The sequence below is a fragment of the Celeribacter naphthalenivorans genome (assembly GCF_020524585.1).
GTDB classification, from domain to species: domain Bacteria; phylum Pseudomonadota; class Alphaproteobacteria; order Rhodobacterales; family Rhodobacteraceae; genus Celeribacter; species Celeribacter naphthalenivorans.
Window position 1 is genome coordinate 33,449 of the sequence record NZ_JAIVLK010000002.1, and the last position, 15,124, is coordinate 48,572.

At 57.9% G+C, this 15,124-nt stretch carries 19 protein-coding genes and 1 tRNA gene; 6 read left to right on the forward strand and 14 right to left on the reverse strand.

What is annotated here, in order from left to right:
- Positions 1-96: 96 nt before the first annotated feature.
- On the reverse strand, positions 97-255 hold the full coding sequence (locus tag LC094_RS03740; RefSeq protein WP_226550394.1) for a hypothetical protein: 159 nt from the start codon (positions 253-255) through the stop codon (positions 97-99).
- Between the two features lie 93 nt (positions 256-348).
- The gene (gene purB / locus LC094_RS03745) at positions 349-1,653 is read right to left on the reverse strand and encodes an adenylosuccinate lyase (RefSeq protein WP_226550395.1); all 1,305 of its coding nucleotides are present in this window, start codon (positions 1,651-1,653) and stop codon (positions 349-351) included.
- 173 nt (positions 1,654-1,826) lie between these two features.
- Between purB and LC094_RS03750 the strand changes: the two genes are divergently transcribed.
- Together LC094_RS03750 and LC094_RS03755 are read left to right on the forward strand one after the other, a co-directional pair.
- The gene (locus LC094_RS03750) at positions 1,827-2,330 is read left to right on the forward strand and encodes a GAF domain-containing protein (RefSeq protein ID WP_226550396.1); all 504 of its coding nucleotides are present in this window, start codon (positions 1,827-1,829) and stop codon (positions 2,328-2,330) included.
- A 28-nt stretch (positions 2,331-2,358) separates the two neighbouring features.
- Positions 2,359-2,778: a DUF6314 family protein gene (locus LC094_RS03755; protein ID WP_226550398.1), complete on the forward strand. Its 420-nt coding sequence runs from the start codon at positions 2,359-2,361 to the stop codon at positions 2,776-2,778.
- 45 nt (positions 2,779-2,823) lie between these two features.
- Here the strand turns inward: LC094_RS03755 and LC094_RS03760 are convergent, their stop codons facing one another.
- The 5 genes from LC094_RS03760 to LC094_RS03780 form a co-directional block, all read right to left on the reverse strand.
- Positions 2,824-3,006 (reverse strand): hypothetical protein, encoded by a 183-nt coding sequence (locus LC094_RS03760; RefSeq protein WP_226550400.1) that lies wholly within the window; start codon positions 3,004-3,006, stop codon positions 2,824-2,826.
- Positions 3,003-3,551, reverse strand: a complete 549-nt coding sequence (locus LC094_RS03765; RefSeq protein ID WP_226550401.1) for a hypothetical protein — start codon at positions 3,549-3,551, stop codon at positions 3,003-3,005. Before LC094_RS03765 ends, LC094_RS03760 begins: the two co-directional genes overlap by 4 nt.
- Before the next feature lie 83 nt (positions 3,552-3,634).
- The gene (locus LC094_RS03770) at positions 3,635-4,438 is read right to left on the reverse strand and encodes a hypothetical protein (RefSeq protein WP_226550402.1); all 804 of its coding nucleotides are present in this window, start codon (positions 4,436-4,438) and stop codon (positions 3,635-3,637) included.
- 119 nt (positions 4,439-4,557) lie between these two features.
- Positions 4,558-5,133 carry a hypothetical protein gene (locus LC094_RS03775; RefSeq protein WP_226550403.1) on the reverse strand — a complete coding sequence of 192 codons (576 nt, stop codon included), beginning with the start codon at positions 5,131-5,133 and terminating at the stop codon, positions 4,558-4,560.
- A 57-nt stretch (positions 5,134-5,190) separates the two neighbouring features.
- Positions 5,191-5,622: a DUF1284 domain-containing protein gene (locus tag LC094_RS03780; RefSeq protein ID WP_226550404.1), complete on the reverse strand. Its 432-nt coding sequence runs from the start codon at positions 5,620-5,622 to the stop codon at positions 5,191-5,193.
- Between the two features lie 107 nt (positions 5,623-5,729).
- Here LC094_RS03780 and LC094_RS03785 point away from each other — a divergent pair, with 107 nt between their 5' ends.
- Positions 5,730-6,599 carry a formate/nitrite transporter family protein gene (locus LC094_RS03785; protein ID WP_226550405.1) on the forward strand — a complete coding sequence of 290 codons (870 nt, stop codon included), beginning with the start codon at positions 5,730-5,732 and terminating at the stop codon, positions 6,597-6,599.
- Between the two features lie 75 nt (positions 6,600-6,674).
- Here LC094_RS03785 and glnA read toward each other — a convergent pair whose 3' ends face one another.
- Together glnA and LC094_RS03795 are read right to left on the reverse strand one after the other, a co-directional pair.
- Positions 6,675-8,081, reverse strand: a complete 1,407-nt coding sequence (glnA, locus tag LC094_RS03790; protein ID WP_226550406.1) for a type I glutamate--ammonia ligase — start codon at positions 8,079-8,081, stop codon at positions 6,675-6,677.
- Positions 8,082-8,168: 87 nt separating this feature from the next.
- Complete coding sequence (locus LC094_RS03795) at positions 8,169-8,507, reverse strand: P-II family nitrogen regulator (protein ID WP_226550408.1); 339 nt, start codon at positions 8,505-8,507, stop codon at positions 8,169-8,171.
- Between the two features lie 261 nt (positions 8,508-8,768).
- Here LC094_RS03795 and LC094_RS03800 point away from each other — a divergent pair, with 261 nt between their 5' ends.
- Positions 8,769-10,352, forward strand: coding sequence for an NAD(P)H-hydrate dehydratase (locus LC094_RS03800; protein ID WP_226550410.1), 1,584 nt, complete (start codon positions 8,769-8,771; stop codon positions 10,350-10,352).
- Between the two features lie 91 nt (positions 10,353-10,443).
- Here the strand turns inward: LC094_RS03800 and LC094_RS03805 are convergent, their stop codons facing one another.
- Positions 10,444-10,764 carry a Hint domain-containing protein gene (locus LC094_RS03805; protein WP_226550411.1) on the reverse strand — a complete coding sequence of 107 codons (321 nt, stop codon included), beginning with the start codon at positions 10,762-10,764 and terminating at the stop codon, positions 10,444-10,446.
- Between the two features lie 158 nt (positions 10,765-10,922).
- On the opposite strand from LC094_RS03805, the gene LC094_RS03810 reads away from it, so the two are divergent.
- Positions 10,923-11,007, forward strand: a tRNA-Leu gene (locus tag LC094_RS03810).
- Here LC094_RS03810 and LC094_RS03815 read toward each other — a convergent pair.
- The 3 genes from LC094_RS03815 to LC094_RS03825 are packed head-to-tail and all read right to left on the reverse strand — an operon-like array spanning position 10,986 to position 12,849.
- On the reverse strand, positions 10,986-11,723 hold the full coding sequence (locus LC094_RS03815; protein ID WP_226550412.1) for a zinc ribbon domain-containing protein: 738 nt from the start codon (positions 11,721-11,723) through the stop codon (positions 10,986-10,988). The two genes, LC094_RS03810 and LC094_RS03815, sit on opposite strands and share 22 nt — an antisense overlap.
- Before the next feature lie 48 nt (positions 11,724-11,771).
- Complete coding sequence (locus LC094_RS03820; protein WP_226550413.1) at positions 11,772-12,533, reverse strand: recombinase family protein; 762 nt, start codon at positions 12,531-12,533, stop codon at positions 11,772-11,774.
- On the reverse strand, positions 12,523-12,849 hold the full coding sequence (locus LC094_RS03825) for a hypothetical protein (RefSeq protein ID WP_226550414.1): 327 nt from the start codon (positions 12,847-12,849) through the stop codon (positions 12,523-12,525). Before LC094_RS03825 ends, LC094_RS03820 begins: the two co-directional genes overlap by 11 nt.
- Positions 12,850-13,088: 239 nt before the next feature.
- On the opposite strand from LC094_RS03825, the gene LC094_RS03830 reads away from it, so the two are divergent.
- Positions 13,089-13,718, forward strand: coding sequence for a hypothetical protein (locus LC094_RS03830; RefSeq protein WP_226550415.1), 630 nt, complete (start codon positions 13,089-13,091; stop codon positions 13,716-13,718).
- A gap of 106 nt (positions 13,719-13,824) precedes the next feature.
- On the opposite strand, the gene LC094_RS03835 is transcribed toward LC094_RS03830, so the two are convergent.
- Entirely contained in the window at positions 13,825-14,823 is a 999-nt protein-coding gene (locus LC094_RS03835; protein WP_226550416.1) for a hypothetical protein, read from the reverse strand.
- Positions 14,824-15,124 lie beyond the last annotated feature (301 nt).

Genomic DNA, 15,124 nt, shown 5'->3' on the forward strand with positions numbered 1-15,124 from the left:
ACAGCCATTTTAGCGATTCACTTTTGTTGGGATCACCATGGAGGATGAGCCTTAACGCAAAGTGACCAGCAGCGCGAAATTTACCGAAAAATGCGTTTATCCAACAACCTGTTCGACGCAGGTGCCGGTTTCCTTGTCCCATGTATAGCCGTCCGCGCAGGAGGCGAGTTTTTGTTCATGGGGGCAGGTATAGTCCTGCGCGAAGAGGGCGGAGGGGGCGAGCAGGACAGTGACGAGAAGTGTGCGTTTCAACATGAAAATCTCCCGAAAACGAAATGCGCTTTCGGGAGATCATATCATAGAATCGGTGATTTTCGCAGAGGTTTGCGCCTGAACCCCCTGTCGGGCTTATTCGCCAAAGACCCTTTTGAAGATCGTGTCGACATGTTTGGTGTGATACTCCATGTCGAATTTCGCGTTGATGCCATCGACGCCCAAGGCTTTGACCACGTCTTCGTCGGCCAAAAGCTGTTCGCGGAAATCGACGCGATCTTCCCAGACTTTCAAGGCGTTACGCTGCACCATGGAATAGGCGTCTTCGCGCGACACACCGGCTTGGGTGAGCGCCAAAAGCACGCGCTGGGACATCACGAGGCCCGGGAATTTGTTCATGTTGGCCAACATGTTTTCCGGGTAGATGATCATTTTATCGACCACGCCCGCCAGACGGTTGAGCGCAAAATCCAAGGTCACAGTGGCGTCCGGGCCGATGCCGCGCTCGACGGAAGAGTGCGAAATATCGCGCTCGTGCCACAGCGCCACGTTTTCCATCGCGGGCACCACGGTCATGCGCACGAGACGCGCCAGACCGGTGAGGTTCTCGGTCAGAACCGGGTTCTTTTTGTGCGGCATCGCCGAGGAGCCTTTTTGGCCCATGGAGAAAAACTCAGCGCCTTCAAGCACTTCGGTGCGCTGCATGTGGCGGATTTCAATCGCGATGTTCTCGATCGAGGAGGCAATCACACCCAAAGTGGCAAAGAACATGGCGTGACGGTCGCGCGGGATGACTTGGGTCGAGATCGGCTCTGCGCGCAGGCCCATCTGTTCGCAGACATGCTCTTCGACGGCCGGGTCGATGTTGGCAAAGGTGCCGACCGCGCCGGAAATCGCGCCGGTGGCGATCTCCCATTTGGCTTTCTCGAGACGGTTCTTGTTGCGGTCCATCTCGGCGTAGAAACGCGCAAAGGTGAGCCCCATGGTGGTCGGCTCGGCGTGGATGCCGTGGGAGCGGCCAACGCGGACGGTCATCTTATGCTCCATCGCGCGTTTTTTCAGCGCGGCCAACACTTTATCGACACCTTCGAGGAGGATGTCGGCGGCACGCACGAGCTGAACGTTGAGGCAGGTGTCCAAGACGTCAGAGGAGGTCATGCCCTGGTGCACGAAACGGGCCTCTTCCGAGCCGACATGCTCGGCGAGGTGGGTCAGAAAGGCGATGACGTCATGTTTGGTGACGGCTTCGATCTCGTCGATGCGGGCGACGTCGAATTCGACGTCCTTGGCTTTCCACACCGCATCCGCGTTTTCCTGCGGGATCACGCCGAGTTTGGCCTGAGCGTCACAGGCGTGGGCCTCGATCTCATACCAGATTTTGAACTTGGTGGCGGGTTCCCAGATGTCGACCATCTCTTTGCGGGCATAACGGGGGATCATCGGCAGGCCTTTCAGGTTATACAAACGCGTCGCGGCTCTCTTACGGGGATGGGGCGCGGCGTGCAAGTCTGACGCATGTGGTGCGGTTCAAAAGCCAGTGTCAAAAGGCTTTGGCGCAATGGCGTCGCGTGGTAAAGCCGGTTGGACGACAGCATTTTGCGGTGGGATGGCGATTGTTTGAGTATGGGGATCCGAAGCTGACGACCTTGGCGTTTCAGCTTCATGACATGATCAGGCCCTCGGGGGTCGTTTTTTATCGTGCGCGACAGGACGGCGGCAAGACGCTGCTCGAAGTGCTGGCCAACACCAGCACGCCGGTGAACCAGCCGCTGGAGCGGATTCTCATGCCGGACAATACCATCGGTCATCTGGTGGTCGAGATGGGGCAGGAGATTGTGATCGACGACACGCTGACGCATCCTTTGGTGCAAGGCAGCGGGGCGGTGCAGACCATGGGGATCATGGCCTATATCGGGGTGCCCTGTCGGTTGGGCGGTGAGGTGATTGGCGGCATCTCGGCGGTGCATCAACATCGCAGACATTGGTCGGCCTCCGACATTGATGCGGCGCGTTGGGCGGCGCGTGCCTATGAGGTGATCGCTGAGGGACGGTTGGCTCGGCAGGCGAAAAAGGGCTGGCCTGAGCGCGATGATCCTGAGACAAACGGTTCCGAATAAGGACCTGGAGAGGGGCGTCGAGAGGGGCATGATGATCCGATTGCAAGACTTTGCCGGGCGCTGGTCCATGGCGCGCGAGATCGAGGATTTTCGTGTCGATGCGCGGTCAGAGCTGACGGGCACCTGCGATTTTGTACCCGACGCAGAGGGCGGGTTTCGGCAGGAAGAGCGCGGATTTTTGCATCTGCCGGGGCGCGACAAGCCGTTGCAGGCGGAGCGGCGCTATCTTTGGCGCGCGGTGGCGCAAGAGATTACGGTGTTCTTCGACGACGGGCGGTTTTTTCATAGCTTCGACCCGAATGCCTCCGCGCCCGAGGCCGATCACGCCTGCGATCCCGATAGCTATCAGGTGCGCTATGAATTTGCCGATTGGCCCAATTGGACAGCGAATTGGCGCGTCACCGGTCCGCGCAAGGATTACCGGTTTCAGACCCGCTATTGGCGCTAAAGCGTTTCTCAAAAAACTTGCGGCACTCAATTTTTGAGAGACGCTTTAAGGCCCCATCAGGTTGACGATGCCATCCCGCAGCAGACCGAAAATGGCGTGACGCAACTCGTCCTGAACCACCAGCAGGCCCAGAAAGATGAAGAACCCGCTGAAGCGAAACCAGAAGCCCATGCTGTAGACGCCATCGATGAAACGGGCAAAGCGGCTGGGGCTCGGGTGATCCTTCATGGTTTGGTGATCAGCGAGGTGCTGCCGATCCTCAGCCCGTCGAGCAACGCCTCTATCGCCGGGACAAGGCCGCCCTCCCTGATGATCATCGGGATGAGAACCGCACCGATCGCCAGCACATGCCAGATCGTCCAGCGGTCCCGCTGTTTGCGCCCGCGTACCGACCATTGCCCGCGCAGCATCGCATAGGCGCGGATTGGGGCTCCAAACATCAAACGCAGGGGCAGGGGCACGCTTTTGAGCGTGTCTTTTTCGACCTGATCCCGGTCCAGCGCGTAGAGCCGGGCCTCGAGACTTGTGACCTCGCGCTCTTGGCTGTGGGTGAGATGCGGTTTGGCGCGCAACTCCGCCAGACGGCTGCGGGCGGTGTCGGCCTTGGGCGGCAGGAAAAAATGACGCGTCGCATGGCCTTTTTCCGCCGTGCGAAAGCCCTCGCGCCGCGCTTTGAGGGCGCGGTCGATTTTACGGTTGTCCGGGTGGCGGCTGTCGAGCGGGTGCAGCTCTCGCGACAGTCCAAATATGGGACCAAATTTGGAGCCAAACATTAGAGCCTCATTTCCTAAACACTTCGCAAGCAGGTTAACGCCGCGCCATGGCAGGATTTGGGCAGGATCGGGGAAAAGCGCGCTCAGCCCTTTGTCATGTCGAAGAGCATCGTGAGTGCGCAGTCGGCCATCCCCATGTTCTGAAACACGGCGAGCGTCTCCGGGTCGCCCTGCAACATCATCGCGAGGTTCAGCACCGAGGAGGTTTCGATCAGGGTCGGCGTTTTGACCTCAAAACCGACATCGGCGGAAATATCCATATTCTCGCCCGCATTGGCCAGCACTTCGCCCTCATAGCTGTTCGGGCCGGTCTGGGTCCAACTCAGGCTCTGTCCCTGCGGATTGAGGAAATTGAGCGCGTCGGGGTGGTTCGAGCCGTGCCACGCGATCTCATGGCTTTGCGGCGGTTGCTCTGCCATGCCTTGCAGCATGTTCATCATCATCGCGCTGCAATTTTTCTGGCTCATCTCGCGAAAGGTGACGGTCCAAAGCCCGTCTTCGGGGACAATCTCGCCATCCGCGCCCGCGTCCCCTTCAAAGACCTCGATGGGGCCCTGTTCTGCGCCGTCCTGCATCACCGGGATGATATGGGGGATCTCAAGCACGCCGCCGTTGTCTTCGTGCAATTGCTGCGGATCGGCGGCAATGATCGTGCCGCCCATCCCGTCGGGCGCGCGCAAGATCACATGGCTGTCCTGCGCCACGGTGGACGGATCGATGCCATAGACGATGGCGGCGTCTTGGATCGAGATTGTGGCCTCTTCCAAGGTACAGCCATGCCCGGCCTCGCAACTGACAATGCGGGCATTTTCCGCGACGCCTGCCTGCGCCAACACAACCAACAGACCGGTCGACCCGGCCAAACCAACACTCTTTACACGGCTCATATGAGGCTCCCCCTGACTTGATGGGGCAAGTGTGCGTCTGCGCGCCCGTGCTGTCAGGGGGAAAATATCGAGAGACGTGGCAGGGGACTTTCCGGTCTCCCCCGTGCAAATGTGGGGGCTTAGGGGCAAACCGCCTTGACGATATAGCGCGCCTCCGGCACGCCGCCGACAAAGGACAAGACATCGCCGCTGGAGGCCATGGCCGGTTCTGTCACCTGACACAGGCTCATGCCGCGCACGACATCTGCGGCGATTCCGGGCTGTTGAACAGGTGCGATCGCCGTCGGTTGACCGGATTTGCCCATGAACATCACCACATAGGTGACATTGCCCGAGGTGGCCTTGCCCGCGCGGCGCACTTCGACCGTCTCGCCATTGACGCGAGCGGTGCCGCCCATGCGGTTGGTTTCATAGGTCATTTTGAACGCGACCCGGCTGCCTGTCGTGGCCGGTGTGCGGGATGCTGCGCCCGATGATGCGACCGGTGTCGGGGCCGCGACGGCGGGAGCGGGCGTAGCAGAGACATAGGGTGCGGCACTTGTGGCGACGGGGGCCGGGGCCGGTGTGACCTGTCGTGCGCCGGACCCATAGGGGTTGGCGGTTTTGTAGCTCTCGTAATCCGGGGTGACATCGCCGCCACAGGCAGCGAGCGCGATCAGGGCAGAGGCGGCGAGGGGCAGGCGGAAGCAAGTCATGAGAAATTCCATTAATTTATTGGTTTGGAAGCAGAATAGGTCCGACGATCTTTGGGATCAAGCGACCGTGGGCCTGAACCGCACATTGGGATAGCCGCCCTTGGCCACAGTCGTGCACAGGCTTTCCCATTCGCAGCCCGGGCAGGCGCTTCGGATGTCGCCTGTGGCAAAGGCGGTGCGCAAGGCGGCGGTGATCTCTGGCGTCAGGGTCAGACGTGCGCCGGGGGCAATGTCCGTACAGAGCAGGCGGCCCACGTCTTGCGCGGCGCGGGTGTCCCGCGAGATCACCGAGGTGCCGTGGCAATGTTCCTTGAGATCGCAGGCAATCGGCGCGCAGATGTCATCCGGGCTTGCCGTCATCTCGATCTCTTCGCCCGCATTCAAACGCGCAACGATCCGGTCATAGCCCGCGACGAAGGCAGGGGAATAGCCTTTGCCGACATAGGTCAGGAGGCACAAAAGGTGATGCGGGCGCAGTGAAATGGTCATGGCGAAGGCTTACCGCAGCGCCGCGCGGATGAAAACAGATGGGAACAGGGGCGACCGCTGCGGCGTTGACCCTGATGGGAGTGAACTCTCGAAAGACGGGGCGGAACATGTCGCAGAAAACATCAACACATCAATCCGAAGCGCATCAGGAAGAGGTGCTCGAAGAGGCGTCGAGCATGGCCGCGCCTCTGGTCTTTGAGGTGATCCGCCGGGAAGGCGCCGAGGAATTGCAGCGACCAAACTCGTCTCTGGCGATGTCCGCGATGATCGCGGGGCTGGCGCTTGGGTTTTCGGTTCTGGGCAAGGCATTGTTTCATGCGCATTTGCCGGATGCGCAGTGGCGTCCTCTGGTGGAAAACCTCGGCTATGCCATCGGCTTTGTCATTGTGATCATGGGGAAAATGCAGCTTTTCACCGAGAACACCATCACCGCCGTCGTGCCGTTTCTGACCCGTCCGACGCATCATGTGTTCGTGCGGATCATGCAGCTTTGGGGCATTGTTTTGGTGTTCAACCTCGCCGGATCGGCGCTTTTTGCCGCGGCGGTCTATCACATCCGTTTCACAGAGCCGGAGGTGTTTGAGGCGCTGGTGACGATCTCGGAACATGCGGTCGAGGGCGGTGTCTGGCAGACGTTGTTTTTGGGGGTGGGGGCTGGCTGGCTCATCGCCTGTCTGGTCTGGATGATGCCCAACGCCGGGTCGTCCAAGCTGTTTCTGATCATCCTGATCACCTGGCTCATTTCTCTGGCCGGGTTCTCCCATGTGATCGCCGGGACTTGTGAGGCGGTTTTGCTGATGCTGACCGATCATCTTACGGTTGGAGAGGGCCTCTTTGGTTTCATCCTGCCTGCACTGGTTGGCAATATCCTCGGCGGGACGGTGATTTTCACAGGGCTGATCTGGGCGCAAATCCGGGCGGAACGTTGCGAAGTGGACCCGGCGTTTGCCCTTCAGAAACTGCGCAAAAGACGCTGATTCATAAAGGTGTGATCCATAAAGAAAAGGGCCCCCGAGAGGGAGCCCTTTCCAAATCTGTACGTCGCGTCCCGCTTAGCAGGAGTAGTACATTTCGTATTCGACCGGGTGCGGGGTGTGCTCGTAGGAGTACACTTCTTCCCATTTGAGGTCGATGTAACCTTCGATCTGGCTCTTGGTGAACACGTCGCCTGCGGTGAGGAAGTCCATGTCTTTTTCGAGCTCTTCGAGCGCTTCACGGAGCGAGCCGCAAACGGTCGGGATTTCGGCCAGTTCTTCCGGCGGCAGATCGTAGAGGTCTTTGTCGGACGCGGGGCCCGGATCGATCTTGTTCTTGATGCCGTCGAGGCCGGCCATCAGGAGCGCTGCGAAGCAGAGATACGGGTTTGCGGACGGGTCGGGGAAGCGAGCTTCCACACGTTTCGCTTTCGGGGATTCCGACCACGGAATACGCACGCAGCCAGAGCGGTTACGGGCGGAATACGCACGCAGAACCGGAGCTTCAAAGCCCGGGATCAGACGCTTGTAGGAGTTGGTGGACGGGTTGGTGAAGGCGTTCAGCGCTTTCGCGTGCTTCAGGATGCCGCCGATGAACCACAGGGCTTCGTCGGAGAGATCAGCGTATTTGTCGCCAGCGAAGAGCGGCTTGCCGTCTTTCCAGATCGACATGTTCACGTGCATACCCGAGCCGTTGTCGCCTTTGATCGGCTTCGGCATGAAGGTCGCGGAACGGCCATAGGCCAGAGCCACGTTGTGGATCACGTATTTGTATTTCTGCAGGTTGTCGGCTTGCTCGGTGAGCTGACCGAAGATCATGCCGAGCTCGTGCTGCGACGTGGCCACCTCGTGGTGGTGCTTGTCGACCTTCATGCCCATGTTGGCCATGGTGGTCAGCATTTCGCCACGGATGTCCTGGCCGTCGTCGGACGGGTTCACCGGGAAGTAGCCGCCTTTGTACCCCGGACGGTGCGCAAGGTTGCCCATTTCGAACTCAGCGTCGGTGTTCCAGGCAGCGCCGTCGGCGTCGATCTGGTAGCCCACTTTGTTCGGGGTGACGGAGTAACGTACGTCGTCGAAGAGGAAGAATTCCGCTTCCGGACCGCAGTAGAAGGTGTCGCCGATGCCGGAGGATTTCAGGTAGGCTTCGGCGCGTTGCGCACAGCCGCGCGGGTCGCGGTCATAGGATTCGCCGGTGTCCGGCTCAACCACGGTGCAGTGCACGCAGAGGGTTTTTTCGGCGTAGAACGGGTCGATGTAGACCGAGTCCGGATCCGGGATCAGTTTCATGTCGGATTCTTCGATGGATTTCCAACCAGCGATGGAGGAACCGTCGAACATGAAGCCTTCTTCAAAGAAGTCTTCGTCCACTTCCGTGTGGCGCAGCGTCACGTGCTGAAGCTTGCCGCGCGGATCGGTGAAGCGCACGTCTACATATTGGACGTCTTCGTCCTTCATGGTCTTGAGAACGTCTTGGATGCTCATTTTTGACCTTGTCCTTTGGTTAAGTATTGCGTTTTGGCGAAAGGCGCGACCCCGGATTACCCCACGGCTCCGCGCCATGCGCCTCCCTTAAAGCGCGTCTTCGCCAGACTCGCCTGTTCTGATGCGGATGGCCTGTTCGACGGGCGAGACAAAGATTTTGCCGTCGCCGATCTTGTCCGTCTTGGCCGCCGCCACGATCGCCTCGATCGCACCATCCACCTGATCGTCCGACAGAACGACCTCGATTTTCACTTTCGGAAGGAAGTCCACAACATATTCAGCGCCGCGGTACAGCTCCGTGTGCCCCTTTTGACGCCCGAACCCCTTCACCTCGACCACGGAAAGACCCTGTACGCCGATGTCTTGCAGCGCTTCTTTCACTTCATCGAGTTTGAAGGGCTTGATGATCGCTTCGATCTTTTTCATGGACCTTCGACTCCCTAAATTTCATTTGGTGACTGTGAGACCATTTCTCTTATCCGGCCACAATCGACTAACCTGACGCCAGCGAAAACGCCCACAGGATTCGCGACCTTGTGCATATTATTTGTGCGAAGTGGATTCAAAAAGGGCAATTTGAAAACTTATGAGGTTTTTTATGGCAGAATTGCTGACCGGTGCACAAATGCGCGCCATTGATTTTGTGACTTTGGGCACTGTCGCGACGATGGGGCAGTGAGGCCGGCCATGACCGAGATTCTCACAGCCGCGCAAATGCGTGCCATCGAGAAGGCGGCCATCGACAGCGGAGAGGTCACCGGCCTCGACTTGATGGAGCGCGCCGGTGCGGGTGTGGTGGAGGCCGTCATGGAAGAATGGCCAGACCTCGCGCAGTCCTCCTATAAAGCCGTCGTCCTCTGTGGCCCCGGCAACAACGGCGGTGACGGCTTCGTCATCGCGCGCCTGTTGAAGCAACGCGGCTGGGAGGTGGAAGTCTTTCTTTATGGCGACCCCGAAAAGCTGCCGCCGGATGCGAAGGTGAATTATGAACGATGGGGGCAGATGGGGGAGGTCCTGCCTTTTACGTCTTACTCGGAGCGTAAGACTTGGGCCTGTAGCCTTATGGTGGACGCACTGTTCGGCACTGGGCTCACGCGCGCTGCGCCCGAGCTTGGTGAGCTGTTCTGGAATATGGAGGACATGGTCGATTGTTTTGCCATCGAGCCGAACCATCCCCTCGGGAGGCCAGCCATCGTGGCGGTCGACATCCCCAGTGGCCTCTGCGCGGACAGTGGTCGGGACTTCGAGATCGAGGAGCATTGGTGGCGCGCTTCGGCAACAGCGCATCTGACGGTGAGTTTTCACCGCGCAAAACGTGGGCATTACCTTTTTGATGGTCCTCAAAAGTGTGGAAAGCTTGCCGTGGTGGACATCGGCCTGTCAAAAGGCAGGCCAGCGAAGCTCGATGCCCCGGTTAAAGCCGTAGGGCCTATCCATAAAGCCTGGCTTGATAAGGGCGGTGACTCCCACAAATACACCTTCGGTCACGCCCTGATCCTCTCCGGTCTCTCTGGCAAAACCGGGGCCGCCCGTCTCGCCGCCCGCGCGGCGCTGCGTGTCGGCGCTGGCCTCGTCACCCTCGGCACCCCGCATGAGGCCGTCACAGAAGTCGCCGCCCAGATCACCGCCATCATGCTGACCGAGATCGACACGCCGGAAATCCTGTCTCGTGTGCTGACCGACAAACGCTTCAATGCGCTCTGCATCGGTCCCGGTTTCGGCGTCGAACGCGCTGTGGAATTCCTGCCTCATGCACTCGCCGCCAAACGCGCCACGGTGATTGATGCCGACGCACTCACGGCGCTCTCGGAAAGCGAAACTGGCTTTGCCAATCTGCATGAAAATTGCGTCCTCACGCCCCACGCGGGCGAGTTCAAGCGCCTCTTTCCCGACCTTGCCGCCAAGCTCGCCGAACCGCCCATCCAAGGCCCGGCCTATAGCAAGGTCGACGCCACGGTTGAGGCCGCCAAACGCGCCGGCTGTACGGTGTTGTTCAAAGGCCCGGACACGGTCATCGCGTCTCCAAACGGGCGCTGTTCGATCAACGCGGCGGTCTATGAACGCGCCGCGCCTTGGCTCGCCACCGCAGGCTCCGGCGATGTGCTCGCAGGGCTGATCACTGGCCTCCTGGCGCGTGGCTTCCCCCCGCATCAGGCGTGTGAAAGCGCCGCCTGGCTGCATGTCGAGGCCGCCCGCAGCTTTGGTCCCGGACTGATTGCGGAAGACCTGCCGGACGAACTGCCAAAGGTTTTCCGTGCGCTCAAAATTTAAAAGTGCATCAGGTTTCTTCTGCTGCACCAAATACTCAAAACAAAAACCGCCTCAAAAGGGGCGGCTTTTCTCGTTCCGGAACGCGTAAAATTCAGGCGGCGAAGGGCATGCCCGTTTCGCTCATCACCATGAGCCCGTCGGCATAGATCACTTCCTCGCGCTCAAAACTCAGCTTGAATCGTTTCGGGGCAGGTGTGTCGATTCCCAAAAGCGTCCGCATGCCCGCTCGCGTGATTACCCGGTCGCCGGGTTCGAGAAATTCGACAGGAAGGATGCCGTCGGCGGTCATCACCTTGGTGCCAAGGGGCAAGCCCTTGTCATGATTGGGTAAAATGTCACGCACGTGGAGCGATTTCGACGGATTTCTCCCGTCGTTGTGCTCATGATCGTGCCCGCTGCCTTTATAGGTCATGTCAGGGCCTCTATATGTCTCTGCCTCATATGCTCCATAGAATATGTTAATTTTGTGTTACCGAACAGGACTTTCTTGGGCAGTGCGATGGCTCTCAGTGAGTTGGCGTGGAATTGTCTCTTTCCCTCCCGAATGCCTTTTGCTATCAGACGCGCCACGCGGGTGTGGCGAAATTGGTAGACGCACCAGATTTAGGTTCTGGCGCCGCAAGGCGTGGGGGTTCAAGTCCCTCCACCCGCACCACTCTTCTTTCGAAGGGTATAAACATCCCCCAACGCCTTGAATGGCAAGGCTATTTCCGGGGTTCTAGCACCCAGTTTTCGATCATAGACAACGCGCTCTGCAAAGGCCAGTTTGGCGACCAGTCTGCGGGCATGGATGTGACCTATTTCCCAGAGTTTCCAATGGGTTGCGGGGAAGGTCAGGACTGGTTCTAGCTTGTCTTCGAAGCTGTCTGGTTTTTGCGGTTGGTGATGCAGCGTTTCGGCCATCAACGCTTTTTGCTGTTCCAGCTCACCGATCTTCGTTTCATAGCTCTGAATCACGATGTGATTGCTGGCCGCCATGATGCGGCCCAGCAGCGTGGCGATCTCTTTATCAATTGTCGTAATCCGCCGTTTGGCGGCATTGATGATATCCTGCGCCTGATCACGCCGCGCATTCCATGCATCGCGGAACATAGCCGTGGCCAATATCATAAGCGTGTCGGTCGGTTGCAGCGTTTTGATCAGGTCCCCAACATCCCCTTCCAGCTTGTCACGCGGGATCGACTTACCATAAGCCTCACAGCCTTTGGTCTGACAGAGATAATACGGGTAATGGCCACCTTTACCGCGTGTGATGGAGGAGCGCAAAGACGCGCCACAATAGGCACAGGTCACCATACCGCGCATAACGAAGGTCTCGCCGATGTCGGGGCGCTTCGGAGCCTTGGCAACCCCTTGGCGGCGCTCTTGCACCTTGTTGAACAGAGCCAGCGTGATCAGCGGTTCATGCTGGGCTTTGAGCTAGTTGATGCCATAGACCTCGGAGCAGTTATGCCCGGTATAGGCCGGATGGGTCAGAATGTCGGTGACACGTTGCTGTCTGATCTCGCCATTCTTGGCGCGCGGGAAGTCTGGGAATGTCTCGAAGAACCGCTTCATCTCGGCTTGTGATTGGAACCGCCCCGAGGCGTAACCTTCGAAGGCCTCCACAATGATCGAGGCCAGAGGTTCATCTCGGATCAACAGCTTGCCATGGCCTTTGACGGTTTTATAGCGATAACCGATGGGAGCATTATGGACCCAATAGCAATTGCGCATCCGGGCCGCCATTTTCTGCGAGACCTGCCGTCCATTTTGTTTGCGCTCCAACGCACCTTGTGCCGCCATGATGGTTTCGATGAACTCGCCCTCGGGCGTGTCTTCGAACTTGAAGTTCAGGCATTCGATGGTGGCTCCTCGTGATCGAAAGGCTTCACGCAGATCGAGGTGGAAACGCGTATCACGGGCGAAGCGTTTGAGATCATCGAAGATCACGATGAATTTTTGATCTGGCTGGGCGTCCAAGAAAGACAGCAACGCCACCATGCCGGGGCGTTTCATAAAGTCGCCGCCGCCTGTGAAGGTGTCAGGAAACACCGCCGCAACTTCATAACCTTTGGCGGCGGCAAACTCGCGACAACGGGTTTCTTGCGATTGGAGACCGTGGCCCTCGGCCTCTTGGGCACTGGAGGACACACGACAGTAAATGACGGCGGTGGGTGGCGTAGAATTCTTATTGCTCATGGTGACTCCCTTCTTCGGCCTGTGGGAGGTCTCCCAAAGACGGACTTTGTTCTTGCTGTTGCTGTGTATGCTCTGAGTTTACCACATCAGGCGAGAGCGCAGGAGATAAAGACACCTCTTGTCCACAGGCTTGCGCCAATGTGCCGCCCAGCTCGAAATCCAGATCGACAAAGCTGATCACAATAGACCAGAGCGCTTCGATCAAGGCGCGCTTTTGCTCTTCGAGAATATCACTGTCTTCGAAGAACGGCAAATAGGCGTCCCAGTCGATGGTGAGGCGGGGTTTTGTGTTGGGCGGGGAAGATGATGCGGACATGGCTGGGCTCCTTTGGCGGTTCGTGTCTCCTTTGGGTTGGGGGAAGGGCTTTGTTTCTGTGCGCGTCAATCATCGTGCCGCATGAGAACAAATATAGAACACAATAAGATAGAAATCCTATTTCTCAAAGCGTTATTTTGACTTTTCCCAAGCAGACAGGGGTAGGATACTGGTCAAAGTCCCGCTCCTCTTGGGTCAGGGGCGGGTCAATTGGGGTAATTTATTTGAGGGGTATGTTGATGACAGAAACAGAGAATGACGCTCAGGCGTTTGATTGGTCCAAGGCGAGCAACGCGGAGCGGAAGAAGCTGTTTTCCGTGACTAAAGCGATTGCTTCGGCAACCGGCACAGCGCTTGAGGTGTTGCTGAATACGGCGTTGGGACAGCCTTCCGATCATGACTGGGGCGATATGGCCAATCTGCGCAATGGCAAGCTTGCACGAGAGAAAAGCCAAAAGCTCTACGACTATCTGGCTGAACATCATTACGAGCTGGCGCAAAAGACCAATGAGACTCTATTCCCGTTTCGGGTGGTGCGCGATGTAGAGGCCTATATTACAGAGGCAGCGCATCAAGGCCGATTACATGTCGTGCCGACGACAGACGAACTGGGTTTGGTCAAACGCAAACGCCAGCACTTGCCACCAGATGCGGTGTTGGAACTGGGCGAAAGCTTCTGCTTAGAGTTGGATGCGATCAACCCGGGCTTTGCCGTGGCGTTCCAAGGCTACAAAGGAGAATGGCACCCTCTTCCACTTGGCGCAGACGGCGAAGAACAAGCCTGCCGGATCAAAGAAGGTATGCAGCTTCTGCCGCAAACGGCAGAGGGACAGCCCGAATCCTTGAGCGAAGACGAAGACACTGGATAGCACCACTTCCTGATCCTGACCGCGCGCAACCGCTATCATTTGATGAACCAAGGCAAGCTCCCAGAGCGGCTGGACAGATGCGATCTCTATGCCGTTCGGGTGGAGGTTAAGGCGACGTAATCGACAATAGTGGTAGGATTTTGACGTTGGTCGCCACCAAGCGCGCCCATTCTCGCGCGCCATTGGTTTGCAGATCAGGAAAACGCGCCACATCCCCGCGCCTGGCGATGCCAATATCTTCGAAAAATGGCGTGGGATCGCCCAGATCATTGCGAATGGTCGGGACATCGGCAACACGGGCCAAGGTGACCGCATCAAGAAAAGTCGGAATGACCACCTGAGTGCGAAACGCCGCTTTTTCTTCCTCAGAGGGCAGGTCTTCGGCGCGGACGGTCTCACCTCGCTCTGCGGCCAACATCCGCGCCGGGATCGACCACATCTCGGAGAGATGCCCCAGAAGCTGGTATATCCGTGTTGCGGCCAGAGGATGCGTGGTGTGATGTGTTCCACTCGCCAAATCCTGCCGTTCGATCAACACCATCACCGCCGAAATACAGGCAGCCCGGACGCGCAACTCATCCCAGTGATCGGGAGAATAAGCATCCAGCAGGTATTCGATGGCTTCATGATCGGCTTGCAGCTCAAGACAGGGCTGCACCTTGAGACGGTTTTGTTCGGGGAGTTTATGCCACCAGTCAGGCTTGCGAGACGAAGTGCGCTGCACGAGATCGAATTGTGCAGGCACGGCCCCTTCGGTCAGGGCTTGGGTCCGGCCCAAGTCGAAATGGCCGAGCGTGTAATGCTCTAGCTCATGCATGATCAGCCATGACATGGAGATCGAGGTCAGCCAGTCGATATCATCGACAATGGCGCTGCCGTCTGGACCGCGAAACAGACCGTCATCCAACCCGCCTTTCCACAATGCGCGGAGCTGTGCTTCGCAGCCGGTGCTTACGGTGATGGAGGGAATGCCGTTTGGTCGTGAGACGACAGCCCAGAACCCATCGTCTGGTTGGGCCTTGATTTCGGGCTCTGGCTCATAGGGTGTGCCCATGACTTCGGCGATTTGGGTAAGGGCAATTTGGAGCGGTGCAAAATTATGCATTCGTCAATCTTACAGCTCATAGCCCCCAAAAAAACTAGCTTAGAAAAACAAGGTGTGAAATCATCTCATGGTGTGGGTTTAAATGGGGCAGAGCTCACACTGGGTGAGTTGATTTCGACCGTAGTAGTTTGTTGTTGCTTGCTTGACAGATAGAGGCCGCCCAAAAATATTGGAATTGTTAGCGCTGTAATGCCTATGTGAATTAAATCAATGCGTTCATTTTCTAATCGCTGTTCGTGCTCCATAGTATAAATCCCTTCAAAGTGTAAAATATGGAAATGAGAAAAATATCCTTAAAATA